Origin of the sequence: Thiorhodococcus mannitoliphagus (assembly GCF_010915725.1) — a bacterium.
Taxonomy (GTDB): Bacteria; Pseudomonadota; Gammaproteobacteria; order Chromatiales; family Chromatiaceae; genus Thiorhodococcus; species Thiorhodococcus mannitoliphagus.
In genome coordinates this window covers 13,884-37,776 of record NZ_JAAIJR010000034.1, presented here as the reverse complement: position 1 = coordinate 37,776, position 23,893 = coordinate 13,884, and the positions used below count along the sequence as shown (strand labels likewise).

20 protein-coding genes are annotated in these 23,893 nt (G+C 64.9%); 7 read left to right on the top strand and 13 right to left on the bottom strand.

Annotated elements, in window-relative coordinates; all coding sequences use genetic code 11:
* The first annotated feature begins 140 nt into the window (after positions 1–140).
* Complete coding sequence (locus G3480_RS10375; RefSeq protein ID WP_164653817.1) at positions 141–1,001, top strand: LysR family transcriptional regulator; 861 nt, start codon at positions 141–143, stop codon at positions 999–1,001.
* A 119-nt stretch (positions 1,002–1,120) separates the two neighbouring features.
* On the opposite strand, the gene G3480_RS10370 is transcribed toward G3480_RS10375, so the two are convergent.
* From G3480_RS10370 to G3480_RS10360, 3 genes are all read right to left on the bottom strand, one after another.
* Positions 1,121–1,684, bottom strand: coding sequence for an HPP family protein (locus G3480_RS10370; protein ID WP_164653816.1), 564 nt, complete (start codon positions 1,682–1,684; stop codon positions 1,121–1,123).
* Positions 1,681–2,313 carry a CBS domain-containing protein gene (locus G3480_RS10365; protein ID WP_164653815.1) on the bottom strand — a complete coding sequence of 211 codons (633 nt, stop codon included), beginning with the start codon at positions 2,311–2,313 and terminating at the stop codon, positions 1,681–1,683. Before G3480_RS10365 ends, G3480_RS10370 begins: the two co-directional genes overlap by 4 nt.
* A 289-nt stretch (positions 2,314–2,602) precedes the next feature.
* On the bottom strand, positions 2,603–3,145 hold the full coding sequence (locus tag G3480_RS10360; RefSeq protein ID WP_164653814.1) for an MOSC domain-containing protein: 543 nt from the start codon (positions 3,143–3,145) through the stop codon (positions 2,603–2,605).
* Positions 3,146–3,986: 841 nt separating this feature from the next.
* Between G3480_RS10360 and moaA the strand changes: the two genes are divergently transcribed.
* Positions 3,987–5,024, top strand: coding sequence for a GTP 3',8-cyclase MoaA (gene moaA, locus G3480_RS10355; RefSeq protein WP_338114110.1), 1,038 nt, complete (start codon positions 3,987–3,989; stop codon positions 5,022–5,024).
* Here the strand turns inward: moaA and G3480_RS10350 are convergent.
* The 9 genes from G3480_RS10350 to G3480_RS10315 all read right to left on the bottom strand — a co-directional run bounded on the left by G3480_RS10350 (position 4,948) and on the right by G3480_RS10315 (position 14,382).
* A complete protein-coding gene (locus tag G3480_RS10350) occupies positions 4,948–6,078 on the bottom strand; it encodes a sensor histidine kinase (protein WP_164653812.1) in 1,131 nt (376 codons plus the stop codon). The genes moaA and G3480_RS10350 overlap by 77 nt on opposite strands.
* Before the next feature lie 13 nt (positions 6,079–6,091).
* Positions 6,092–7,522 carry a sigma-54-dependent transcriptional regulator gene (locus tag G3480_RS10345; protein WP_164653811.1) on the bottom strand — a complete coding sequence of 477 codons (1,431 nt, stop codon included), beginning with the start codon at positions 7,520–7,522 and terminating at the stop codon, positions 6,092–6,094.
* Positions 7,523–8,288: 766 nt separating this feature from the next.
* A complete protein-coding gene (locus G3480_RS10340; RefSeq protein ID WP_164653810.1) occupies positions 8,289–9,149 on the bottom strand; it encodes an iron-sulfur cluster assembly protein in 861 nt (286 codons plus the stop codon).
* A 272-nt stretch (positions 9,150–9,421) separates the two neighbouring features.
* Complete coding sequence (locus G3480_RS10335; RefSeq protein WP_164653809.1) at positions 9,422–9,562, bottom strand: type II toxin-antitoxin system HicA family toxin; 141 nt, start codon at positions 9,560–9,562, stop codon at positions 9,422–9,424.
* 109 nt (positions 9,563–9,671) lie between these two features.
* On the bottom strand, positions 9,672–9,776 hold the full coding sequence (locus G3480_RS29725; RefSeq protein WP_476718466.1) for a type II toxin-antitoxin system HicA family toxin: 105 nt from the start codon (positions 9,774–9,776) through the stop codon (positions 9,672–9,674).
* On the bottom strand, positions 9,776–10,027 hold the full coding sequence (locus tag G3480_RS10330) for a type II toxin-antitoxin system HicB family antitoxin (protein WP_164653808.1): 252 nt from the start codon (positions 10,025–10,027) through the stop codon (positions 9,776–9,778). Before G3480_RS10330 ends, G3480_RS29725 begins: the two co-directional genes overlap by 1 nt.
* 182 nt (positions 10,028–10,209) lie before the next feature.
* Positions 10,210–10,929, bottom strand: coding sequence for a phosphoadenylyl-sulfate reductase (locus G3480_RS10325; protein ID WP_164653807.1), 720 nt, complete (start codon positions 10,927–10,929; stop codon positions 10,210–10,212).
* On the bottom strand, positions 10,922–12,601 hold the full coding sequence (gene cysI, locus G3480_RS10320; RefSeq protein WP_164653806.1) for an assimilatory sulfite reductase (NADPH) hemoprotein subunit: 1,680 nt from the start codon (positions 12,599–12,601) through the stop codon (positions 10,922–10,924). The genes G3480_RS10325 and cysI overlap by 8 nt, the downstream gene beginning before the upstream one ends.
* A complete protein-coding gene (locus tag G3480_RS10315; RefSeq protein WP_164653805.1) occupies positions 12,598–14,382 on the bottom strand; it encodes an assimilatory sulfite reductase (NADPH) flavoprotein subunit in 1,785 nt (594 codons plus the stop codon). Before G3480_RS10315 ends, cysI begins: the two co-directional genes overlap by 4 nt.
* 136 nt (positions 14,383–14,518) lie before the next feature.
* Here G3480_RS10315 and G3480_RS10310 point away from each other — a divergent pair, with 136 nt between their 5' ends.
* Together G3480_RS10310 and G3480_RS10305 are read left to right on the top strand one after the other, a co-directional pair.
* Entirely contained in the window at positions 14,519–15,439 is a 921-nt protein-coding gene (locus G3480_RS10310) for a LysR substrate-binding domain-containing protein (RefSeq protein WP_164653804.1), read from the top strand.
* A 288-nt stretch (positions 15,440–15,727) separates the two neighbouring features.
* Positions 15,728–16,153 (top strand): ribonucleotide reductase subunit alpha, encoded by a 426-nt coding sequence (locus G3480_RS10305; RefSeq protein ID WP_164653803.1) that lies wholly within the window; start codon positions 15,728–15,730, stop codon positions 16,151–16,153.
* Positions 16,154–16,951: 798 nt separating this feature from the next.
* Here the strand turns inward: G3480_RS10305 and G3480_RS10300 are convergent.
* Positions 16,952–17,761 (bottom strand): formate/nitrite transporter family protein, encoded by an 810-nt coding sequence (locus tag G3480_RS10300; protein ID WP_164653802.1) that lies wholly within the window; start codon positions 17,759–17,761, stop codon positions 16,952–16,954.
* Between the two features lie 714 nt (positions 17,762–18,475).
* Here G3480_RS10300 and G3480_RS10295 point away from each other — a divergent pair.
* From G3480_RS10295 to G3480_RS10285, 3 genes are all read left to right on the top strand, one after another.
* The gene (locus G3480_RS10295) at positions 18,476–18,688 is read left to right on the top strand and encodes a hypothetical protein (RefSeq protein WP_164653801.1); all 213 of its coding nucleotides are present in this window, start codon (positions 18,476–18,478) and stop codon (positions 18,686–18,688) included.
* Positions 18,689–19,219: 531 nt separating this feature from the next.
* Positions 19,220–20,116 carry an iron-sulfur cluster assembly protein gene (locus G3480_RS10290; RefSeq protein ID WP_164653800.1) on the top strand — a complete coding sequence of 299 codons (897 nt, stop codon included), beginning with the start codon at positions 19,220–19,222 and terminating at the stop codon, positions 20,114–20,116.
* Positions 20,113–23,892 carry a nitrate reductase subunit alpha gene (locus tag G3480_RS10285; RefSeq protein WP_164653799.1) on the top strand — a complete coding sequence of 1,260 codons (3,780 nt, stop codon included), beginning with the start codon at positions 20,113–20,115 and terminating at the stop codon, positions 23,890–23,892. The genes G3480_RS10290 and G3480_RS10285 overlap by 4 nt, the downstream gene beginning before the upstream one ends.
* The last annotated feature ends 1 nt before the right edge of the window (position 23,893 follow it).

Genomic DNA, 23,893 nt, shown 5'->3' with positions numbered 1-23,893 from the left:
GACGGCGATTCGCCCCGAGCCCACACTAACTCAGACGGGATCAAAGTAACGGCGATCATGGTCAAAGAAAAACGAAATCTATCGCTAGTTGCTATCGGAATGTTCGATATAATTAGGCGCCCGATCTTGAAGGACAGGGCATGGACATCGACCAGATCAAGACCTTTCTCGCGGTCGCCGCCCACGGTAGCTTCCTGGAGGCCGCCGAGCGGGTGCATGTCACCCAGTCGACCGTCAGCGCGCGCATCCAGAACCTGGAGCAGGGACTCGGCGCCCGGCTGTTCGTGCGCAACCGCTCGGGTGCCAGCCTGACCCAGGCCGGCCAACGCTTTCTGCGCCACGCCAAGACCCTGCTGCTCACCTTCGAGCAGGCGCGTCACGACGTCGGCCTGCCGAGCCGCTTTCGTGCCAGTCTGACGATCGGCGCGCGCATCGCGCTCTGGGACGACTTCCTCCCGCGCTGGGCCGGGCGCATGCGCGCTTCGGCGCCGGACATCTCGCTCAATACCGAGATCGGTTTTGAGGAGGACCTGATGCGCCGCATCATCGCCGGGACCATGGATCTGGCCTTGATGTACAGCCCGCGGCAGGGCGCCGGCATCCAGGTTGAGCACCTGTTCGACGAGACCCTGATCCTGGTCGGCAACGACCCGGAACAGCCCGCGCTGGACGACGGCTATATCTATGTCGACTGGGGACCGACCTTCTACGCTCAGCACCGCAAGGTCTATCCGGACCTGGAGCGGCCCGCCCAGACCGCCAACATCGGCTGGCTGGGTTTGCAATTGATCCTTGCCAACGGCGGCAGCTGTTTCGTGCCCGAGCGGGTTGCCGCCAGCTACCTGCGCGGCGGCTGTCTGCACCGGATCTGCGGGAGCCCGACCCTGACCCTGCCAACCTATGTCGTCTATCCGGGCGACAGCGACTCCACCGAGCTCATGACCGCGCTCGCCACGCTGCGCGCGCTGGTGGTTGAGGGGGCGGCGACGGGGGGCGCCTGAATCGGATCGCCCGGCCGCCCCACCACTCACTCCCCCCCCGCCCTCCCCAGCCTCCTATTGCGTGCGACCGTCGCGGATGTCGCAGACGCGTGGCCCGCCGTTCGAAGTGGTCGAGCCGGCTACAACCAGAACTCCGGATAGCGCCGGGCGGCGGGGATATTGTTGACGAGCAGCGCCACGGCGAGCAGCACCAGCGGTCCTAGCGTGGCCGGGATCAGGACGAAGAGATAGCCCATGGCATGCACCTGGTCGGAGCCGATGACGGCGATGAGCGCGGTCGCCCCGCCGGGCGGGTGCAGTGTGCGGGTCAGATGCATGAGGGCGATGGCGGTGGCGACCGCGACCGACTGCGTCAGCCAGGGATCGCCGCCCAGCCACTGCCAGCAGGTCACCCCCACCAGCGCAGAGAGGACGTGTCCGCCGATGAGGTTGCGCGGCTGCGCGAGCGGACTGCGCACCGCGCCGAAGACCAGCACCGCCGAGGCGCCAATCGAGCCGATGGTGAGCGTCAGATCGGCGTCGGCGAAGAACCGCTGATTGAGCCAGCCGACGGCGGTGATCCCCAGGAAGGCGCCCGCCCAGGACCAGAGCACCTCTGGCAGGCGAACCCGAGGCGGGCTGCCGTGGGTGCTGCCGCGCATCTTGCCGAGGTAGGACTTGAGGCCCGAGGGCCGGAGCCTCATGGTCGACGGTCCGGGTGGCAGGCGTTCAGGAAGACCTTACGCGGGAGCAGACCCGCCAGGCGGCCGTCGTTCGTGAGCACCGGCATGGCGCGGCCGGCATGGCGGGAGAAGGCGGCGAGCAGCTCGCGCATGCCGGCGTCCAGCGGGACGCTCACCACGGGTGCGGTCATAAGCTCGCAGACAGGCCGATGGTGCTGCTCGGACTTGATGCACTTGGCGTCCGCGATCACCCGCGCGAGCAGGGCGAGGAAGGTTTCCGCCCCCAGGCCGCGCAGCACATCGGTTTCGGTCAGGATGCCGAGGACGCGTCGCTGCCCGTCCACCACCGGCAGCGACTTCAGATCCTGCCGCACGAAACTGGGGATGGCCTCCGCGAGCGGGGTGTCAGGCGTCAGCGGACGGACCTCCCGGCGCATCAGCCGCCCCGCGGTGATGTCGCTGAAGAGCCGATCGACCGCGTGGCGATGGGCGAGGTGATAGAGGGCACGGAAATCGCTCGTGGTGATGTCGAGGTAGCCGGGAATCTCGCGCATCGCCTCCAGGATGTCGTCATCCGTGAGGTTGGTCTCGGCGATCTGGTCCTCGGCGGAAAGCGGGTCAGAGAAGGCCAGGGATGGATTCAGGTTCATTGTGGAGATCCTCCGTTGAGGGCGCGGCGAGGCCATGCGCCGGGCGCTGCTTGCGGTCAGGCGGGCGGCAAGCGGCCGTGAGAAGGCGCACTTGCAGGCAGTCCCGCAGGCACTGTCGGCAGTCATCCGACACTGACCGATCGGAGACGATCAGTTGGCGGATCGACGGCCATTGCAAGAGCATGGCACGGTTGACGCCTTGATTCGCATCAAGCGCCGGGGGGCGATTCGCGGGGTGGGAAGCCCGGGAAGCGAGTCGCTCGGCCGCTCGCTTGGCCACCACCAGGGTCTACAGCGGTTCGAGCCCGTGATAGGGCTCGGCCGGCAAGCGCACGCGGATCGCGTCCCCCACGGCCAGTGTTCCCCCGTTCACCACGACGCCCATGACCCCTGCCTTGTGGATGAGACGGCCGTCCGGGTCATGGTCGAGCACGGCCGCCATGAGTCCGGGCCGGTAGGCATCCAGTTGGGCGCAGGGGCTGCGCAGCCCCGTGAGTTGGATCACGACCTGGGCTCCGACGGTCAGCTCGGTGCCTTGCGGGAGCGACAGGAGGTCGATGCCGCGCGTGGTGATGTTCTCGCCCATGCCGCCGGGATCGATCGCGAAGCCACGCGCGGCAAGCGCCTCGAAGAGTTCGCTTTGCACCAGGTGCACCTGCCTCAGGTTCGGTCGGGCCGGATCGCGCCTGGCGTGAGAGCGGTGCTGGACGGTCGCGCCGCAGTGCGCGTCACCCTCGACGCCAAGCCCCGCCAGCAGACGAATGCTCGGCCTGGTCTGCTTGGAGAAGCTGTGCCTCTCGCTCGATGCAACGGCGATGACGATGGCGGTCATGGCTGCGCGCAACCTCGGTTGATGGTCGAATCGAAACTGCGTTGCCACCGCGATGATGTTGGGTGATGGATGACGGACCAGGCGTCGTCGCGGCGCGGCATGGCCCAAGTGCCGGTATCGAAAAAAAACCGGCGGGTGCCGGTTCGCAAAACGTCTCACACGAACGGAGACGAGGAGGATGAAAGCACGGGGCCAGGTCGAGATCAATCCGGGCAGTGGCTGCAGATCGGCGACATCGGTTCAGCAAGGCGACGTGGCTCCCGAGAGTTGTATGGTCTCCTCTTTGGGATGCCTTATGCACATCACGCGCCAGAACGTGGGGCGTCGGGGTTAGCGCAGCGAAACCCATCCTCAAATCTCCGTGGTTCAAATTGCTAAGGATGGGCAAAGCTCGCGTGCAGAGACGGAGATGGAAAGTCGATGCGTGATCCCGACTCGATGCTCGGTCTTGGCCGAGTTGGGCGAGCTTTGCCCATCCCTCCAACGGGGTTGAGACAAAACGCCCCGATCGATGAACGGCGTCGAGACTCTTTGTCCCGGTCGCGACGCAAGATGATGGGCTGACGACCCTCACCACCTATCGGTTTTATATAGCCAGGGCCTTCAGCCCTGGCAAACCAGGCCAGGATGGCCTGGCTACGCAGGCTTGGAGCGGCTGTTCCGGTTGATTTCGGGAAACCGATAGGTGTTGAGGCTGACGACCTAACACAGACGGGTCGTCCGTGGTATGGCACGGAGTCTGCTTAGATCCTGTCGACCGAGGGTGGCGGGAACCAATACGCATGCTCTCGGTAAGGGCTCGGGAGTCATGCGCACTCGTCAATCACCATTAGGAGACCGCGTGAATCGGCAACAACCCGCTCCACCCGCCGCCCAGTGCGGAAACCCAGTGGCTGGTCTGATCGATCGATTCGGTCGCCGGGTCACCTATGTTCGCTTGTCTGTCACGGATCGCTGTGATTTGCGCTGCGTCTACTGCATGTCGGAGAAGATGACCTTCCTGCCGCGCGCGCAGCTCCTCACCCTGGAGGAGATGGCGCGACTCGGCCGTCTGTTCAGCGAGCTGGGTGTAACCAAGCTGCGTGTGACCGGCGGCGAGCCTTTGGTGCGGCCCAACGTGATCTGGCTGTTCGAGCAGTTGGGCGCGCTGTCCGGCGTGCGGGATCTCACCCTCACAACCAACGCGACCCAGCTCGGGCGCTATGCGGGCGCGCTGAGGGATGCCGGCGTGAGCCGGATCAACATCAGCCTGGACACCTTGATTCCGGAGCGTTTTCGCGCCATCACCCGGGTCGGCGAGATCGGTAAGACCTTGAGCGGGCTGGAAGCGGCGCGTCGCGTCGGCTTCCAGCGGATCAAGCTCAACACCGTGGTGCTCAAGCACCGCAATCATGACGAGGTCGTCGACCTGGTGCGCTTCGCCATCGAGCGCGGGATCGACATCAGCTTCATCGAGGAGATGCCACTGGGTGTGATCGGCGATCACGACCGGGCGGAGGCCTACTATTCCAGCGACGCGATCCGGCGCGACCTCGCCGAGCACTTTGACCTCGTGCCGACCATCGACGGCACCGGCGGCCCGTCCAAATACTTCCAGATTGCCGGAGAGGAGACGCGCGTCGGCTTCATCTCGCCCCACAGTCACAACTTCTGCGGCGACTGCAATCGGGTCCGGGTCACGGCGCTCGGGCGGTTACTGCTCTGTCTGGGTCAGGAGCATTCGAGCGATCTGCGGCGCGTCCTGCACGCCAATCCGACCGATGACGATCGGGTCAAGCGGGCCATCGTCGCCGCCATGGACCTCAAGCCCCGGGGTCACGCGTTCGATCTCCAGGCCAAACCGGTGATCTTTCGTCACATGAACATGACCGGAGGTTGACCGACGTGTGGGGCGTTGAGGTCGCCGTCAGGCCCGGCCAGGTCCAGTACGCACGCGTCTCGAAACGCGGGCAAGGCGACGCGGGCGAGTCCTTGCGCCAGACCCAGGGCGGTTGCCGCGGTCGCGCTTCCAGGCTCGACACCAGGGTCTTGGCGAGCCAGTTGTCGTGCTCGTCGAAGATCGGCTCGCGCCGCACCCAGATCCGGAATTCGGTCCCCTGCCTGGAGGTGGACTCCAGGGTCAGCGCCCCGCCATAGCGGCGGATGAGCCCCGTGCTGACCGAGAGCCCGAGCCCCGTTCCGCGTCCCGCGCCCTTGGTCGTGAAGAAGGGGCGGAAGATCCTGTCGACGACATCGGGCGGTATCCCGGGGCCGCTATCCCCGACCTCGATGAGGATGCCGCGCGACTCCAGATCCCGGGAGCGAATCGCGATCGTCCCCTGGTTGGCCTCGACCGCGTGCACCGCATTCACGAGCAGGTTGAGGATGACCTGGCGCAGATCCTGGCGGCTGATCCTTACCCCCAGGGTCGCTTGCAGATCGGTCCGGACCTCGACATCCGAGCGGCGCGCCTCCTGGAGGACGAGACTCAGGCATTCCTCGATCAAGGTCTCCAGCTCGGACGGCTCCAGAACCCGGATGTCGTCCATCGGCCGGGTGATCCGCAGCAGGCTGTCGATGATTCCGCGTGATCGTTCGATCTGCTGGAAGATGAGTTCGACCTCCTGGCGCACCGACCAGGTTTCCGGTCCCAGCTCACGGATCAGCAGCTCCATGTGGCCGAGCATGATGGCGAGCGGGTTGTTCAGCTCATGGGCGATGCCGGCGATCAGCTCACCGACGGCGGCGAGCTTCTCGGCCTGGGCCAGATGCTCGTGACGGGTCTCGCGCAGCGTGGCGGTGAGGGTTTCGATGCGTTGGCTGAGGCGGGCGATCTCCTCCTCGCCGTCTTTGGGCTGCGAGACCGCTCGATGGTCGGAGCCGCTCGGCGATTCGGCCCCGGTGAGCCGGGCGCGCAGCCGGGCCAGGAATGGGCGGACGCCTTGGCGAGTCATCGGATCGCCGACGTTAGTCCGCTTCGCTCACATTGTCCGGCTGACTCCAATCCTTGAGTTTGCGCTCCACCGTCTTTCTCGACACCCCCAGCGCGCGCGCCGCGACTGTCTTGTTGCCGTCGGCGGCGGCGAGGGCACTCAGGATATGTGCGCGCTGCACCCGTTCCAGCGAGGCCGGACCGGACCCCAGGGCGCTCTCGCTCGCGCCCGGCGCTTGCGGGGGCGTGATGCAGAGCAGTTGAGCGACGGGTTTGCCGAGGAGCAGCGAGCGCTCGATGACGTTGCGCAGCTCGCGGCAGTTGCCTGGCCAGTCGTAGCCCATGAGCTGTTCCAGATCCCAAGGACTGAGTTCTGCGTTGGGGACACCCAACTCGGTGGACAGGACGTTGAGGAAATAGCCCGCGAGGAAGGGGATGTCGCCTCGGCGCTCGCGCAAGGGCGGCAGGCGCAGATCGACGACGTTGATGCGGTAATAGAGATCCTTGCGGAAGCGCCCGGCGAGCACCTCGGCGGCCAGATCGCGGTTGGTCGCGGCGATCACCCGTGCGTTGACCGGGATCTCCTGGTTACCGCCGACCGGGCGGTAACGCCGCTCCTCTAACACGCGCAGCAGCTTCGCCTGCAAGGGGAGTGGCATCTCGCCGATCTCGTCGAGAAAGAGGGTGCCGCCATCGGCATGGCTGAAGAGCCCGTTGCGGGCCTGGTGCGCGCCGGTGAAGGAGCCGCGCAGGTGTCCGAACAGCTCCCCCTCGATCAGGTCGGCGGAAATGGCGCCGCAGTTGACCGGGACATAGCTGCCGCGCCGGTCGCTGAGATCATGGAGCGCGCGGGCGACCAGTTCCTTGCCGGTGCCGGTCTCGCCCTTGATCAAGACCGTCGAGGGCATGGGGGCGAGCCGATGAATGGTCCGCCAGATCTCCTTGAGCGACTCGCTCTCCCCCACGATCCGCTTGGCGACGGGCCGCCGATCCTGCTCGCGCTGGGTCAGCGCCCGCTCGTGCGCGACGCGCCGCCGCTCGCGCGCACGCTGGATCACGGTGAGCAGTTGGTCCGCGAGGAAGGGCTTTCTGAGGACATCGGCCGAGGCGTCGCGCAGTGCGTCGATCTCGTCATAGATATCCGCGTAGCCGGTGACGAAGATCACATCCAGATCAGCCTGGTGGCGGTCACGAATCTCGCGCGCCAACGCCAATCCACTCTCTGAGCCCTGAAGTCGGATGTCAACGATCATGAGGTCGAAATGAAGGTCTCGGGCCAGTGTACGTGCGGTGTCGGCGTCGGCCGCCGTCTCCACGCGCGCGAAATGCGGCGCGAGCGAATGCTCGATAAAGCTCAGCATTCCGGGCTCGTCGTCGACGATGAGAATGGAGTCGCCCGCGTCCGGCGCGGGCCTGTCGTCGCCTGGGCGGTCGAACCCTCGGCTTTCGAGTGGCTGGGATGTCATGGTCTCCTCCTCCTCGTTGGTCGCTGGTGGGCGCGCGTGCGCCCCCAACGGCTTATCTTATAAATGAGTGGTGCGATCGCTTTCTCACGGGATCCGAGGCGATTTTCAGAAAAGGCGCTCCCCTTCGGGGTCTCCTCTCCCGAGGGGGGAGGCTTTGGGATGGCCTATCCCGGAATTCCCCCGATCGCCGTTCGAATAGGGCATCCCTGTTGCCGGACAGCGGCAGATGACGTTGACACAAGGCTGCGAAGACTTGCGGTTATCACGGGATACGAGCGGAATTCAGCAGCGATCAATAAAAAGAATACCGTATTCCTATACTGATACAAATGGAATCTATTGGACGCTAATATCGCCTTGTTCGATAGAACAGTCGCTTTGATGCGGTCTTGAGAATAAGTAGTTGGGAAACTGGTGAATCAGCGAAGCGGAATTTGATCACGGCCGTCGACGACCGTCGGGAGTGCGGATCGGTTTGCCGGCAAGTCCGCGCGCCTGACTGGATCGGGGGCGAGGCCAGGCGCGCGGTCGCGGTCGATCTGCTCGGTCGGCGCTCAGGTCTTGCTGATCAGATCTCTGGTGACGGCGCTACCGCTGCTTCACCCGCGGGAAGAGACACCGGCTTGGCGGGGTGTCCGGAGTTCGAGCGGGAGCTTCGTGAGCAGGTGCTCTCGTGAGTCGGATTGCCAGGATCCGGTCGCTGGCGGCTGGAAGCGCGTGATGATCAGGGTCGTGAAGGCGGTTGCCCGCCTCACGGTACGCGTCCTCAGATGCGATCCGCCCCCTCGGCCGCCGCTGGCTCGGGTTCGCCCGCTTCCCCTTGGTAGGCGCGGCGGAAGGCTTCGACGAAGGGCCGGAAATCCTTCACGGTGCCATAGATGGCGACGACGCCCGCGCGTTGGCGGTCGTAGACCAGGTTGACGCCTTCGGTGCGTCCGGCGGGATTCGGGCGGGCCTCGCCGTTGTAGTAGATCCAGTGCCGGGCATGCACGGAGGCATAGATCAGATCCTGCTCGGAATGGTTCAGCCAGAGGACGACATAGTTCCAACTGTCGATGCTGAGCTTGACCTTGTTGGCGGTCGCCTCGGGCGACTCGGGATCGACCTGCCACTGAAAGACCGGGATCGGGCCGTCATAGGTCGGGTCCGCGTTGCCCTGCGGCCCCTCGATGAGCGGCGGCTCGAAGTCGGCGGGCGGCTCGGTCGGCGGCCCTTTTGACTTCGCTGGCTTGCCCGCCTTGTCCTCGCCAGCCGCGAGGAGATCCTTCAGGTGCGGCGCACCCCCATGTCCGGGGTCCGGGATGGGATCCAGACCATACTCGCGCAGATCCACTTGCAGCGGGTTGACGGAAGCCCCTCCGAGCAGCAGTGAGTCGTCGTCGTAGGGCGGCTCGGTGTGGATCTCGATCGTCTCGAAGCGCGCCTCGCGCAGCAGGTCGTGGACCTCGCGCTCCATGATTGCGACCTTTTCGGCATTGATCGAGTCCGGCGTGATCTCGACCTCGATGCTCGACCCTTCGACGGCGATGCTCTTGAGGAACCCGAGCGAGACCAGGTCACGCGAGCGGCCGGGAAAGCGGACTTGCCGTAGGAGATCCCGGACTTGTTCTGGCAGCATGGGCGACATCTCGATCCTCCTTTGGATCTGGTGTAGAACGCCCTGAGAAGAAGCGAAATTCGGGCCAGAGACGGATATTGATGACGGGCAAGAGACCCGACTAGGGGTAGGACGTCCTTCGGAAATCGGGGAAACCGGGACGCGGGGAACTCTGTCTCGACTGATAGATGAGTCTCAGCCGCTGTCACTAGGGGCGCCTCGGATGACGTCCGCGGTCGACTGGGCAAGCCGACACTGGCTCTTGGCGCGCGTTGCCTCTATTGTCACTGGAAATGACTCGATCAGCCGTTGAGCCAGTCCTTGCGGGCAATCCCCGCCTGTCGGAGGATGCGCGTCAAAAGGGCGGGGGCGATGTCCTGGCCATGGGGATTCGGGATGGTCAGCCGCAGTTCATCCTTAGACGCTGTAGAGGAACCGACCATCGACAAATCAAAAGCTTGCTGTTGAGATGACCTCTAAGATGGCCTTCAAGGCTAGAAAACGTCAAGAATAAGACCATCAAAATCAGCAAGTTACTTCTTATACAGTCTCTTAGATCATGAACAGGTGCTTACCACCTGCATGAGGTCCCTCGAAGCCATGCCGCTTCAGCCCCGCGACGAGCTGGGCGTGGCTGATCGGCGGCAGCTTTGGCATCAGGCGGCCTCGGCTCCGATCTCTGCGATCTCGGCATCACCGAGCCTTGGTATGGGCAACGATCGCTTGACGCTGAGCAGGATCCATCCCTCCACCATCTCTTTCAGCTCGCGCCGACAGTCCTCTAAGGTTGCTCCGCTCGCCCAGACGCCCGGTAGATCGGGGATCTCGCCATAGAAGGAAGCGTCGGGGTCCTCGATAATCTCATAGCGTGCGCGCTTCAAGGCTTCTTCGATGTACTCAGTCAGCATGCGTTCGTCTCCTGGGGTCGACAGTCGATCGAAGGCCCAGTGTCGACAGGGGAACGGAAAGGGGCAAGTCAAGCCCGATTTCGAGATTTGCTCCAGCATATCGATGCAGTCTGACCGGAACCACTGCCCCGCTGGATGCGGTAGCGCGCCGCCAAAAGCGTCGCCCGGCGACTTATGGGTTTCTACCGATGCAGACCGCATTCGCGCTTGAGGCCGAAGAAGCGGGTCTCTTCCTCCAGCATGCCGGGCAGGAGTCGCGCGGTGGTGTGGACGTCGCCGATCGAGACGTAGCCCTGATCGCGTAGCGGGTGGTCCGGGAGGTCGTGACGGCGCAGGTAGCGATGCACGTCCGACTCGCGCCAGTCGATGATCGGGTGGACCTTGAGGCGGCCGTCCTGCACCCGCAGGACCGGCAGTTCGGCGCGGCTGCGGGCCTGCTCGCGGCGCAGACCGGCGAACCAGGTGCCGGCCTTCAGCTCGCTCAGGGCACGGTCCATCGGCTCGACCTTGTTGATCCAGTTGTAGCGGTCGATACCGCCCGAGCCCTGTTCCCACAGCCGTCCCAGCCGCGCTTCCTGCCAGGCGGGGGAGAGCGCGGGCCGATAGACCTGGAGGTTGAGCGCGAGCCGGTCGGTCAGCTCGTCGATCAGGCGGTAGGTCTCGGCGAACAGATAGCCCGTGTCGATCAGGATCACCGGGATGTCGGGCCGCAGGCGGGTCAGCATGTGCAGCAGCACGGGCGATTGGGCACCGAAACTGGAGGTGAGGACATGCCGCCCTGGCAGTTCGTCCAGGGCCCAGAGCGCGCGATCCTCTGCCCGCTTGGACTCCAGTCGCCGGTTGATTGCGTCGAGCGCGGCCCGGTCGCCGGCCAGAATGGCGTCGAGATTGGTCTCAGTCATGGAAGTCCTCCGCTGGATTCACCACCGCCCGGACGATGCCGTCGCGGATCAGATAGTCGCCGAAGCCCTCGCCCGGTTGGCGGTTCGCGGCGAAGCGCCCAAACAGGCCGTCGATCTCGGCGAGAATGCCTGCCTCGTCGAGGTTCTCGCGATAGAGCCGGTTGAGCCGGGTGCCGATGCCGTCGCCGCCGAGCATGAGGTTGTAGCGGCCCGGCCCCTTGCCGACCAGGGCGAGTTCGGCGAGGTAGGGGCGAGCGCAGCCGTTGGGGCAGCCGGTCATGCGGATCACGATCCCCTGATCCGCGACGCCGTGTCTGTCGGCCAGACGCTCCACCTGATGGATGAAGTCCGGGAAATAGCGCTCGGCCTCGGCCATGGCCAAGGGGCAGGTCGGGAGCGCCACGCAGGTGAGGCCGCTGCGCCGCAGCGGCGACCGACCATCGGCCAGCAGTCCATGCGTGCGCGCCAGCGCCTCGATGCGGGCCTTCTCTCGCTCCGGCACACGCGCCACGATCAGGTTCTGATTCGGCGTGATGCGGAAGTCGCCCTCATGGATGCGCGCAATTTCGCGCAGTCCTGCCATGGGGCTGTGGTCGGGGCCATCGCTCAGGCGTCCGCTCTCGATGTAGAGGGTCAGATGCCAGCGGTCGTCTTGCCCCTTGACCCAGCCATAGCGGTCGCCCTGGTCGGTGAAGCGCAACGGGCGGGCCGGAGCGAAGCGCACGCCCGAGCGTCGCTCGATCTCGGCGCGGAAGGTCGCGAGGCCCATGCGTTCGATGCTGTATTTGAGCCGGGCGTGGCTGCGGTCCTGACGGTCGCCGAAGTCGCGCTGCGTGGTGACCACGGCCTCGGCGATCGCGAGGGTGTGCTCTGGGGTGATGAATCCAAGTGCATCCGCCAGCCTCGGAAAGGTTGATCGGTCCCCATGGGTGGCGCCCATGCCGCCGCCGGCCAGGACGTTGAATCCCACCAATCGCTCGTCCTCGGCGATGGCGACGAAGCCCAGATCGTTGGCGTAGACATCGACGTCGTTGTGCGGGGGCACGGCTACGGCGGTCTTGAATTTGCGCGGCAGGTAGGACTCCCCATAGATGGGCTCGGCGTCCCCACCCACCTGCTCGCCGTCGAGCCAGAGCTCATGGTAGGCGCGGGTGCGCGGCAGCAGGTGCTCGCTGATGCGCCTGGCCCAGTCGTGGACCTCCTCGTGCAGCGCCGACTCGACCGGATTGGGGTTGCAGAGGACGTTGCGATTGACGTCGCCACAGCCGCCGATCGAGTCGATCATGGCCCGGTTGATGCCCTGGATGACCGACTTGAGGTTGTGTTTCAGGATGCCGTGATACTGGAAGCTCTGGCGGGTGGTCAGGCGCAAGCTGCCGCTGGTCAGTTCGCGGCCGATGCCGTCGATGGCGAGCCACTGAGCGGGCGTGCAGACCCCGCCCGGCAGACGCGCGCGCAGCATGAAACCGAAGTAGGGTTCCAGGTAGTGCTCCCGGCGTTCCTGGCGCAGATCGCGATGATCCTGCTGGTAGAAGCCGTGGAACTTGCTGATCTGCGCGTCGTCGCCGCCGAGCGCGCCGGTCAGGCCATCGGCCAGGCTCTCGCTCAGCGTGCCGCGCAGGTAGCGGCTGCGGACCTTGATGTGCTCGTTCTCGTGAAGGGGTGTGCTCATGCGTAGAGGTCTCGGTGGTAGCGCGCCTCGCGGCGCAAGGTGTCGAGGAACTGCTCGGCGGCCTCCGGGGCCTGTCCGGCCTCGGTGGTCAGGATGTCCAGCAGCGCGCGGTGCACGGCCTGGCCCATGGCGGTTGCCCCGCAGACGTAGAGATGCGCGCCATCCTCGATCCAGCGCAGCAACTCGCGGCCTTCTTCGCGCAGGCTATGCTGGATGTAGCGCTTGTCCGCCCCGTCGCGCGAGAAGGCGAGGCTGACTCGATGCAGCAGACCGGCCTTGCGCTGGGCCTGCCAGTCGAGCTGGTAGAGGAAGTCGCGATGGTAGTGCCGGTTGCCGAACACCAGCCAATTGCGGCCCTGGTCGCCATTGGCCGCACGTTGTTGCAGGAAGGCACGATAGGGCGCGATCCCGGTACCGGCGCCGATCAGGATCAGGGGTGCGTCCCCGTTCGCCGGCAGACGAAAGGACTCGTTCTCCGCGACATAGACGCGGACCGGTTCGTGCTCACCGAGCCGCTCGCCCAGGAAGCCGGAGGCCCCGCCGAGATGGTCCCGCCCATGGGCCTGGTAGCGCCGTACCGAAACCGTGAGATGGACCTCGTCCTCGCACTCCGCCTGACTGGAGGCGATCGAATAGAGGCGCGGCTGGAGCGGACGGAGCAGGCCGACCAGTGTCTCGGCATCGACGCGCGCGGGATGGGCCGCGATCAGGTCGATGAGCTGACGCTCGCCTGCGTAGGCCCGCAAGGCCGCGGCATCCGTCGCCAGCGCGCTCAGCGTGTCCGCCTTCGCCAGCCCGGCCCAGGCGCGGACGCTGGCCGGATGCAGCTGCGTCAGCTCAAGGCGCTCGATCATGGCCTGGCGCAGACCCAGCTCCCCGTCGGCGAGACGCACTGGCGTTTCGCCGTCGAGTCCGAGCGTTGCCAGTACCGCGTCCGCCAGCGCCGGGTCGTTGTGGAACCAGACTCCCAGGGCGTCGCCCGGCTGGTAGCTCAGGGCGCTTGGATCGATCGACAGGGCTAGATGGCGTACGTCAGCGACGGCATCCCGGGTGGTGATACGGCGATTCTCCAGCAGGGTCGCGGGGTAGGGGGCATCCTTGCCGATGGCGCGGGAAGGGCTCGGGCGCCCGCCCGGCAGCGCCACCACGTTGCTCGGTCTGGCCGGCGCCAGTTGGGCCAGCCGCTCCAGGACATCCGCCGACCAGCGCTGAGTGTCGGGCTGATAGTCCAGATCGCAGCACTGGAGCGGCAGGATGCGCCGCGCGCCCAGTTCCGCGAGCCGTCGATCGAACTCGACCGCCGTCCGGCAAAAGTGCTCGTAGCTCGAATCTCCCAGACCCAGGACGGCGTAGCTCAGTTGCTCTAGACGCGGCGCGCGCGGGTCATGGATGAAGGCATGCAGGGCCCGGGCGCTGTCCGGGGGCTCGCCCTCGCCGTGGGTGCTGACGAGGAAGAGCACCAGCCGTTCCTTGGTCAGCCGGCGTGGACCGAAGTCGCCCATGGAGCGCACCTGGACATCCAGCTCCTGGCCGAGCAACCGCTCGCCGAGTCGCTCCGCGACCGCCTTGGCATTGCCGGTCTGCGAGCCGTAGAACAGGCTGATGGTCCCGGCCGGGGTCGGCGTTGCGGCCGTGGTAAGCGCGTCACGGCTCACGCCCGCCAGATAGCCGCTGACCCAGGCGATCTGGGTCGGCGACAGATCCTTTAGCGCGATCTCGAGTGCGCGAAGCTGCTGGTCATCGACCGGACTGGTCAAGGCGTTCAGGTGTGTCAGCGCCATCGTTCGGAATCCCCTGGCATCGGTCATGCGTCACGCTGGACGCCGTTCGGGCGATTGCCTCCGTGCGCCAGAGTCTAGTCAGGCGTGTGAGACGACATAAAATGATGATTCATCAATCGTTATCGCGAGAAATGATATGGAGCTGCGCCAACTCCGATCCCTGGTCACCCTGGTCGAGACGCACTTCAACGTCAGCCGCACGGCCGAGCGGCTGCACCTGGTGCAGTCGGCCGTGACCCAGCATCTCAAGCACCTGGAGAGGGAGATCGGCGCGCCCCTTTTCGTGCGCCAGGGCAAGCGTCTGGTCGGGCTGACTGAGGTGGGCGAGCTGGTCGCGCGCTACGCGGCGGAGGCACTGCGTCAGACCGGCAATATACTCGCGGTGGGACGCGATCACGTCGAGGAGGCGAGTGGTGTGCTGCGGCTGGGTGCGACCCATACCCAGGCGCGCTACGTGCTGCCGCCGGTGATCCGGCGTTTCGCCAGTGCCTATCCGGAGGTGGAGCTACAGATCCATCAGGGGACGCCGGGTCAACTGGTGGATCTGGTTCTGCGCGATCGCGTGGATCTGGCCATCTGTACCGAGGCGCTCGGCGATGAGATCGGTCTCCACGCCATTCCCTGTTATCGGTGGAACCGGGGGCTGATCGCGTCCCTCGGGCATCCCCTGCTCGACTTGGAGTCCCTGACCCTGGCCAGTCTGTGCGAGCACCCGCTCGTCACCTACGTCTTCGGGTTCACTGGGCGGAGCGGGTTCAGCGACGCCTTCGCGAAGGCCGGATTGCGGCCGAGGGTGGTCTTGAGCGCCGCCGACACGGATGTGATCAAGACCTATGTACGCGAGGGGCTTGGTGTCGGCATCATCGCCGCGCTCGCCTACCAGCCCGAGGAGGACGCCGATCTGGGTTTGCGGGATCTCAGCGCGCTCTTTCCATGGGAGGTGACCAAGATCGCTTATGCGCGGGACAAGCACCTGCGCAAGTACCATCAACACTTCATCGACAGCTTCAAGGCCCACACGCGCAGCCCCATCGATCGCGCGAAGGCCGCCGCCTGACGGCCGCGCGCCTTCCCGCGCCGAGCGACCGGGCTCGACCGCGAACGGTTGCGACAGAGCGAGTGGATGCGACAAAGTGTCGCGCCGCCGTTTGATCGCCAGGCCATTTTGTCCCGGCCAACAGGTCCCGAGCCGCTGTCGCACGTCCCGGAATCGTCCCGTCCGTACCTCGCGTCGGTGCTGAGGGTATTCCCTCGATCGATGGTCTGTTTTGTGCTGAACGCCTGGGTGAGCGCGCGGCGAATTCATCGTCGCCAATTCGGCTGAGACGAAGAGGCTATGGCACAGATGACGACCGGACTCAAACTGACGTCCTTCGACGATTTCCTGAAACTGGCTCGGAAACAAGCCGAGCCTCAGCAATTGCTTTTCGTGTTCACGCGCAACGAGCTGCCCGCCGACCACACTCCGGAGCAGGCCGCGTCCTACGCAGCCGGCCAGGGCGGGCATCTGGCGCCTGTCGTCTGCGTGGACAGAGGCCTGCACGAGATCTCCGGCTTCGAGGCATTCGCGAGCGAAGCCGAGGAGCACATCGACGACTGGGCGGTCATCTTCGCCGCCGCACTGCCGGGGATCGGCAACCGACCGCCCACGCCGCTCGCGATCGATCAGGCGCTCGAACGGATGGTCGATACCGTCCGCAGCGGTCAGATTGCGAGCTACATTGCGTTCGATCGCGAGGGGACACCGTTGCGATTGGCGACAACCCACTGAGCGGCGTCGTGCACTGCATCAGATGCTTGAGAGGCACGAGGGCCTTGGCTGACAGCGCCTTGGCCCGCTTGTCGAGCAGCGCCGAGGATCCCTCTTGACGATCGCCCGTGGGAGTTCCCTTGAGGCAGAGCCAGGGGACGAACGCCTGGATACTGCGCGAGCGCTTCAGACACTGTGGCCGACGGCCGGGGTGAAAGGCGGCGCCCCCTCCGCTGCGATCACGCACCTTCGCGACCTCACCAATGCCTGTCTGCACCCTGCGCTCGGACAGGTAGCCACTGCGCACCACCGCGTGGCGTCGGTCCTAAAAGGGCTGCTCAGCAAAGCAGCAAAGCCTTTCAGGGAACTCGCGAGGTCCGCCTCGGCAGCCATGGCGATCCGATGGCGCGGGTCTTCGCGCAACAACGCATGCGGCGGATCCGATTCCTCGATCCCTTGGTTGTGGAACGACCTCAGCGCAGACGCGCGCATGTCGTATCGGTACCTGCCGACTGTGATCTTGGCCGTGATCAGTCACGGGGATACGCCACCTCGCCACGGCGACGCTGTACCCCAGAAATCACGATAAGTGTTCGCAACCGGATGATCCCGGATAGGACGTGATCCTAGCGATACGAAACGCTGGGCGCGAGCCATTTCATCGAGCGCTCCGGATCGTCGCTCGAGAGGCATGTCTTGCCGCGAGCGACCTTTGCGCAAGGCGCCCTGGCATCCGTGACACCGCAGAGCGGTGTCACGAGTACCCGGGATTCTGCGCTCGCGTCGTTGAGTCGACGGCTATCCGGTTCGTTAAGTCGTCTAGAGAATGTGCTCCGGTGAGGTCTTGACATGCGTCGTATAGACCGTCAGACCCGTCAGTGATACACCGCCAACCAGATTTCCGAGGACGACCGGCAATTCGTTCCAGAGGAGATAGTCCATGATCGTGAAGTTGCCGCCCATCATCAGCCCGGATGGAAAGAGGTACATGTTCACGATCGAGTGCTCGAAGCCCATGTAGAAGAAGAGGAAGATTGGCATCCACATGGCAATGACCTTCCCGGTGACGGTCGTGGATATCATGGCGCCGACCACGCCCAGCGAGACCATCCAGTTGCAGAGGCAAGCCCGGATGAAGATGGTCAACCAGCCTTGCGCACCATATTGTGCGTAGCCGACCGTCCTGGACTCGCCGATATGAGCGAGCTTCTGACCCACCTCCCCGGGCTCGATCGAGAATCCAAAGGTGAAAACGATGGCCATGAGCACTGCAGTGGTCAAGGCTCCCGCGAAGTTCCCGACAAAGACAAAGGCCCAATGCTTCAATACGCGCCAAATCGTGATGCCGGGGCGTCTGTCCAGCCAGGCGAGCGGTGTCAGAACGAAGACGCCGGTCAGCAGATCGAAACCCATCAGATAGAGCATACAGAATCCAACGGGGAACAGAATGGCGCCGGCGAGCGCGGAGCCCGACTGAACGGTGATAGTGACTGCCATGACCGCTGCAAGCGCCAGAATGGCACCTCCCAGATAGGCCCTGATCAGGCAATCCCTGGTCCCCATTTTGATCTTCTTTTCACCCGCATCAACCATCTTCATGCCGAATTCCGAGGGCGCGACGTAGGACATGTCTGATCTCTCCGGTTCGTAGTGGATCCAATAGGCTGGCGACGGTTCCAGGGAAGGGCGGATTGATTGCGTTTCCGGTCCGGGCCGTGGATGGCCCTATCACTGGGCTCGCCGCTGTTTTTATTAAGGATTAGGAGCAAGAGGGCCGCGCGCTGATCGATGGCGATCGCGGACGCCGACACAGCCGGCTTATTCTTGGCGCGGCTGCTGGAGTCATTTGCACGATCAATGCCGTCTATTCCATTCTTGCAATGGACCAGTCGATGGAGGGCGGTGCGGTCGCGCCTGCGAATGAAGACCGGGCGTCCGTCCGCCACTGCTTAACCGCGCCAAGGCGCACGACAGCTCTGTCCTGGACCGGATAGGAGACTGGAAGCGCACTTGCCGATTCGGGATCTTTCGCAGGCGGGCCGAATGCTCGACGGGCGCGCTCCGTCGGGGGCCGCCAGGTGGGGAATCCGCTCGCGCTGAGCCGGCGGTTGAGACAGAACGGCCCTTTGCCAGGAACTCGCCGGGACACTTTGGCCCGGAGGAACGATCAGTTCCAACCCCTGAGCGGACGACTCCGGCCGACGAGTTGCCGCAACGGATGACCTCGGCGGCGGGGTGCCGGTATTCGCCTGGAAGCTGGCGTGTTTCCTGCAGGACAGTTGGGGACAATCGATACCCTCAATGCCAAGCCATGTCAGTCCTCAGGCCAGCGCCGGAACAACAATGAGCAACGCCGAAGACATTCTCTCCGAGCCCCATAAGCCTCAGTTTGCCAGTGCGCCGAATCAGGCACGCAAGGCCGCCACCGTGGAGGAAGCCATCGCCGCCGCCATCGAACTCAAGCCCGGGGTTGGCCGGGTCCGCAAGATCGCCAAAGAGCGGCGCGCGCGTCTCGCGGCCATTGGCAAGCTTGCGCTGCCGCCGGAGGATTGGTGATCGGAGCGGGGGTGTCCCGACCCCGCGAATGCTGCCGCATCTGCGGCTGAGTATGCATGCTGTGTCATCCCTGCCCGCCGCGCTTCAGTACGTCGATAAGCCGCATCATCGGGCGCTTGCCCAGTCACATCCTGCCGGTGTATCCGACTATTCAGCCCGGTCCTGCAGGAGACCGTCTCCATCGAAACGCAGGTCACCATCGAGCCGGGGAGGCTTGGGTCGTTGAACGTATTGGCGCGTAACGAAGCCGCCTTCCCGGCTCCAGTTCTAGGAAGTTCCACCCAATCCTCACTCGCACCATCGGACATATTCTCCCAACCGCGCGCGGACCGCGGGAACAAAGTGTCGCAGCGGCTCGCCGCGACTCTCCCGCAAAGCGCGTCACCACGCCACTGGGCACCTCTTCGGTCCTCTGGCACGTCGGTTGCTGTAAGTGTCATGTCGACATCATCCCTCCAGGACAGCCGATTCGGACCCCATGGGTGCCGCGGCTCCTGGGCCTGACAACGGAGGATGAGGAGTGAAGAGACCATGATGAGTGCGCAGTCGCAGGAGGTGCGCGAGCTGCTTCGGGAGGTCCAGTACCCGGGCTTCTCGCGTGACATCGTCGCGGCCGGGTTCGTCGGCGACATCGTCGCCATCGGACCGATGGTGGAGGTCGAGTTCAAGCCGGATACGCGTGACGAGGACAAGGTCGCGGCGATGGAGCGCGAGATGCGCGAGGTGTTGCGGCGCGCGAGCTACGCGGATATCCAGATTCGCCGGGCAAGGCCCTACGTCCCCGAGGTGCCGCTGCGCAGCGCTCAAGACTTGGCGAGGGAGGTGGGCCGCAAGGGCAGTCGCGTCGAGCAGACGGCCAGCCGGCTCATGACGCCCCTGCAGGCCGAGATGCTGGAGGACGGCGAGCTCCCGGAGTCCGACCTGCTCGCCATCACGCTCGGCCGTTTGGACGTTGCGCCGGCGGCCGGCTATGGCCCGGGTGGACCCCAGCCGCTCAGCGGACCGCGCGAGGCCATCCGCTACGACATCGCCGTCCCCGTCCTGCAATGGGACATCGACCCGCACGACCCCGAGGCCCGCACGGTCCAGCGCGAGATCGAGCTGGCCGGCTGGGACTACCGCGTCTGGTGGCAGGCCCATCCCAGGTCAGAACTCCTCTATGTCTCCATGCAGGCCATGAAGGAGGACTGGGTGGACCACGACAATAACGCGGTCCCGCACCCCATCGGCCGCTCCGAGGCGGTCAACCTGGTTTATGACGAGCAGCGCGAGGCGGTGGTGGCGATCTACGGCACGGTCCGGGATTTCCGCCCCTTCGTGAAGGCGTTCTCCATGGCCTACGACAGCGTCGAGGGCGAGCAGCAAGACTCCGCAGCTCAAGACCCCATAGCTCAAGACCCCGCAACTCAAGAGGCACGGCACCAATGAGCAAGAACAAGGCTGAGGACAAAGGCGGCGCGGGATCCCGCTGGTTTCGCGAGCTGGACGAGCCGCGCAAGTGGGAGGACTTCTACCGGCGCCGCTGGCAGTACGACAAGTCCGTCCGCACCAGTCATAGCGTCAACTGCTCCGGCTCCTGCTCCTGGGAGGTCTTCGTCAAGAACGGCATGATCACCTGGGAGCTGCAAAAGACCGATTGGCCCCAGATCAACGACGAGACACCCAACTACGAGCCGCGCGGCTGCCAGCGCGGGATCTCGTCGTCCTGGTATCCCTATAGCCCGGTACGTCCGAAATACCCCTATGTCCGGGGCGTGCTGCTCGACTTCTGGCGTGCCGAGCGGGAGGCGGGCAAGGATCCGGTCGCCGCCTGGGGCGCGATCGTCGAGAACCCCGAGCGCACCACGGCCTACCGCAACGCACGCGGCAAGGCCGGGTGGCGCCGCACCACCTGGGACGAAGCGACCGAGATCATCGCCGCGGCCAAGGTCTACACCATCAAGGAATACGGCGCGGACCACCTCGCGTCCTTCTCGCCCATCCCGGCCATGAGCATGGTGAGCTTCCTCTCTGGGCACCGCCTGTCGAACCTGCTCGGCGGGACCATGCTGAGCTTCTACGAGTGGTATCACGACCTGCCGCACGTCATGCCGATGATTTGGGGCGACCAGACCGACGTGCATGAGTCGGCCGACTGGTATCAGAGCGCCTACTGGATCGTCATGGGCTCCAACCTGCCCATGACGCGCACCGCCGACGCCCACTTCGCCTCCGAGCACAAGTACAACGGCGGCAAGCTGGTCAACCTCTCGCCGGACTACTCGGACGTGACCAAGTTCGCCGACCTCTGGGTGCCGGTGCGTCCGGGCACGGATACCGCCTTCATCCTCTCCTGTATCCACGTCATCCTGCAGGAGTTCCACGTCAATCGCCGCGCCTCGTACTTCCAGGACTACGTCGGGCAGTTCACCAATCTGCCCTTCCTAGTGATCCTGGACGAGGAGGGCGACCACTACGCGAGCGGCCGCTTCCTGCGCGCCAGCGACCTGGAGGCCTACCAGGACGAGGAGCTGGGTGACTGGAAGATCCCCTGCTTCGACAAGGACGGCGAGGTGCGGTTGCCCGGCGGCTCTGTCGGCTTCCGCTGGGAGGAGCAGAAGACCGGTCGCTGGAACCTCAAGAACGAGGACGCCGTGACCGGGAAGGCGTTCGACCCGATGCTGACCCTCATGGACGGCGACTACGAAGAGGTCATCGTCGAATACGCCGACTTCACCCACACCTTCAACGTCGAGTTCGGAACCACGGCATTGCGCGGCGAGAAGGCTCAGAAGAGCCTGCGCGGCGTGCCGAGTCGGGTGCTGACCAAGGCGGACGGCACCAAGGTGCGCGTCGCCACGGCCTATGACTTGCTGCTGGCCAGTTTCGGCGTGAACAGAGGTCTGTCGGGATCGGGCTATCCCAAGGACTATGACGACGCTTCCCAAGCCTATACCCCGGCCTGGCAGGAGCAGGAGACCGGCGTCGACCGCAACCTGGCGATCCGGGTGGCGCGGGAGTGGGCGGACACCGCCGAGAAGACCAAGGGCAAGTGTCTCTTCATCACCGGCTCGGGCATCCTGCACTGGTATCACGGCGGCTCCCTGACCTACCGCTCCGAGGCCGTGATGGGGATCTTGACGGGCTGCCAGGGTCGCAACGGCGGCGGCTTCGCCCACTACGTGGGCACCGAGAAGATCCGCAACGTCGCCGCCATCGGCACCATCGGCAACGCGGTCGACTGGGGCAACGTCGGGCGGCAGCAGAACTCGACCTCCTACTTCTACTTCCACACCGACCAGTGGCGCTACGACGGCATGAGCCTGGACCCGCTTTGGGCGCCGCGCGCCAAGGAGATGCCCACCAAGGCCAACCACGCGGCGGATATGAACGCGGTCGCGGTCCGCAACGGCTGGCTGCCCTTCTTTCCGCAGTTCGACGAGCGCAATCCCACGGATGTCATGCAGGACGCGCGCAAGGCCGGGTGCGAGAGCCTCGACGACGTCAAGGCGTGGGTCGCCAAGCAGTTCAAGGAGCGCAAGCTCAAGTTCGCGCTGCCCAACGTGGACTCGCCCAAGAACCACCCGAAGGTGCTCTGGATCTATCGCGGCAATCTCATCGGCACCAGCATGCGCGGACATGAGCTGAACCTGAAGCACATGCTCGGCACCCACAACAACGTGCTGGGTGGCGACACCCGTGCCAAGGACATGGTCAACGAGATCGATTGGACCGAGAACGCCCCGCTCGGGAAGCTGGATCTCATCTACAACGTCAACCTGCGGATGGACTCCTCCGCAAACTACTCCGACATCGTGCTCCCCACGGCGCACTGGTACGAGAAGTTCGATCTCACCTGCACGGATCTGCATTCCTTCCTGCATCCCTTCACGCCGGCGCATGACCCGGCCTATGAGACGAAGCACGACTGGGAAGCCTTCCGGATCATCGCCGAGAAGGTCAGCGAGCTGGCCAAGGTGCATCTGCCGGACCCGGTCGAGGATCTGGTGATGACGGCGCTGAGCACGGACACGCCGGATGAGCTGGCACAGCCCATGGGCGAGCTGCGCGACTGGTGGACGGGGGAGAGCGAGCCGATTCCGGGCAAGACCTTCCCCAACGTCAGCGTCGTGACGCGTGACTACACCAAGGTCCACGACATGTACACCACCTTGGGTCCGGCCGTCACCAAGCCGAACGGCTATGGCGCCAAGGGGATCAAGGGCGATCTCGCCGAGGCCTACGAGCAGATGAAGGAGAGCTATCTGGTCGGGGAGAAAGACGGTCGGCCCGATATGACGACCGCGGCCAAGGTCTGTGAGGTGATTCTGCGCACCTCACCCGAGAGCGACGGCGAGTTGTCTTATCAGATCTTCAAGAAGATGGAGGAGCGCTGCGGCGTGCCGCTCGCGCACATCGTCGAGCATGAGCGCGAGACCGCCTACCACTACCCCGATCTGATCTCCCAGCCCAGGCGGGCGCTGACTTCCCCCCATTGGTCCGCGATCGAGACCAAGGGTCGGACCTACTCGCCCTGGACGCTCAACATCGAGGCCCTCAAGCCCTTCCACACTCTGACCGGGCGCCAGGAGATCTACTACGACCACCGCATGTTCCGCGACCTGGGCGAAGACTTCCCGGTGTACAAGCCGCCGGTGGACATGGTGTCGATCGGCGACGTCCATCCGGAGGACATCAAGATGAAGGGGGCGAAGTTGTTCCGCTTCATCACTCCGCACCAGAAGTGGGGCATCCACAGCATGTTCGGCGACTCCTGGCAGATGCAGAACATGTTCCGCGGCGGACCGACGGTCTGGATCAACGATGACGACGCGCGCGCCATCGACGTCAAGGACAACGACTGGGTGGAGATCTTCAACGAGAACGGTATCCAGGTGGCCCGCGCAGTGGTCAGCCACACGGTGCCGCGCGACATGTCGATCGTCTACCACCAGACCGAGCGGCATGTGAACGTGCCCTTCTCCTCACTGGCGCGGGAGCGGGGTGCTAGTGACCTGCGCGGCGGCAACAACAACGCCACCACGCGGATCATGATGAATCCTGCAACCATGGTCGGCGGCTATGCCAACTGGACCTACTGGCTCAACTACCAGGGCACCAGTCCATCGGAGCGCGACTGCGTGGTGTTGATCCGCAAGAAGCCGATGGAGACGCGCGGGCGGAAGGTCATCTATCAAGAGTCGCAGCTCAACGTCGGGGCATAAC

Coding starts and splice junctions, on each gene's coding strand:
- G3480_RS10330 (WP_164653808.1), bottom strand. CDS start 10,027: ATGCTGACTGAGTACATCGAAGAAGCCTTGAAGCGCGCACGCTATGAG.
- G3480_RS10305 (WP_164653803.1), top strand. CDS start 15,728: ATGACGACCGGACTCAAACTGACGTCCTTCGACGATTTCCTGAAACTG.
- G3480_RS10345 (WP_164653811.1), bottom strand. CDS start 7,522: ATGACATCCCAGCCACTCGAAAGCCGAGGGTTCGACCGCCCAGGCGAC.
- G3480_RS10315 (WP_164653805.1), bottom strand. CDS start 14,382: ATGGCGCTGACACACCTGAACGCCTTGACCAGTCCGGTCGATGACCAG.
- G3480_RS10375 (WP_164653817.1), top strand. CDS start 141: ATGGACATCGACCAGATCAAGACCTTTCTCGCGGTCGCCGCCCACGGT.
- G3480_RS10310 (WP_164653804.1), top strand. CDS start 14,519: ATGGAGCTGCGCCAACTCCGATCCCTGGTCACCCTGGTCGAGACGCAC.
- G3480_RS10370 (WP_164653816.1), bottom strand. CDS start 1,684: ATGAGGCTCCGGCCCTCGGGCCTCAAGTCCTACCTCGGCAAGATGCGC.
- cysI (WP_164653806.1), bottom strand. CDS start 12,601: ATGAGCACACCCCTTCACGAGAACGAGCACATCAAGGTCCGCAGCCGC.
- G3480_RS10290 (WP_164653800.1), top strand. CDS start 19,220: ATGATGAGTGCGCAGTCGCAGGAGGTGCGCGAGCTGCTTCGGGAGGTC.
- G3480_RS10295 (WP_164653801.1), top strand. CDS start 18,476: ATGAGCAACGCCGAAGACATTCTCTCCGAGCCCCATAAGCCTCAGTTT.
- G3480_RS10340 (WP_164653810.1), bottom strand. CDS start 9,149: ATGTCGCCCATGCTGCCAGAACAAGTCCGGGATCTCCTACGGCAAGTC.
- G3480_RS10335 (WP_164653809.1), bottom strand. CDS start 9,562: ATGGTCGGTTCCTCTACAGCGTCTAAGGATGAACTGCGGCTGACCATC.
- G3480_RS10350 (WP_164653812.1), bottom strand. CDS start 6,078: ATGACTCGCCAAGGCGTCCGCCCATTCCTGGCCCGGCTGCGCGCCCGG.
- G3480_RS10365 (WP_164653815.1), bottom strand. CDS start 2,313: ATGAACCTGAATCCATCCCTGGCCTTCTCTGACCCGCTTTCCGCCGAG.
- G3480_RS10360 (WP_164653814.1), bottom strand. CDS start 3,145: ATGACCGCCATCGTCATCGCCGTTGCATCGAGCGAGAGGCACAGCTTC.
- G3480_RS10285 (WP_164653799.1), top strand. CDS start 20,113: ATGAGCAAGAACAAGGCTGAGGACAAAGGCGGCGCGGGATCCCGCTGG.
- G3480_RS10325 (WP_164653807.1), bottom strand. CDS start 10,929: ATGACTGAGACCAATCTCGACGCCATTCTGGCCGGCGACCGGGCCGCG.
- G3480_RS29725 (WP_476718466.1), bottom strand. CDS start 9,776: ATGCCAAAGCTGCCGCCGATCAGCCACGCCCAGCTCGTCGCGGGGCTG.
- G3480_RS10300 (WP_164653802.1), bottom strand. CDS start 17,761: ATGTCCTACGTCGCGCCCTCGGAATTCGGCATGAAGATGGTTGATGCG.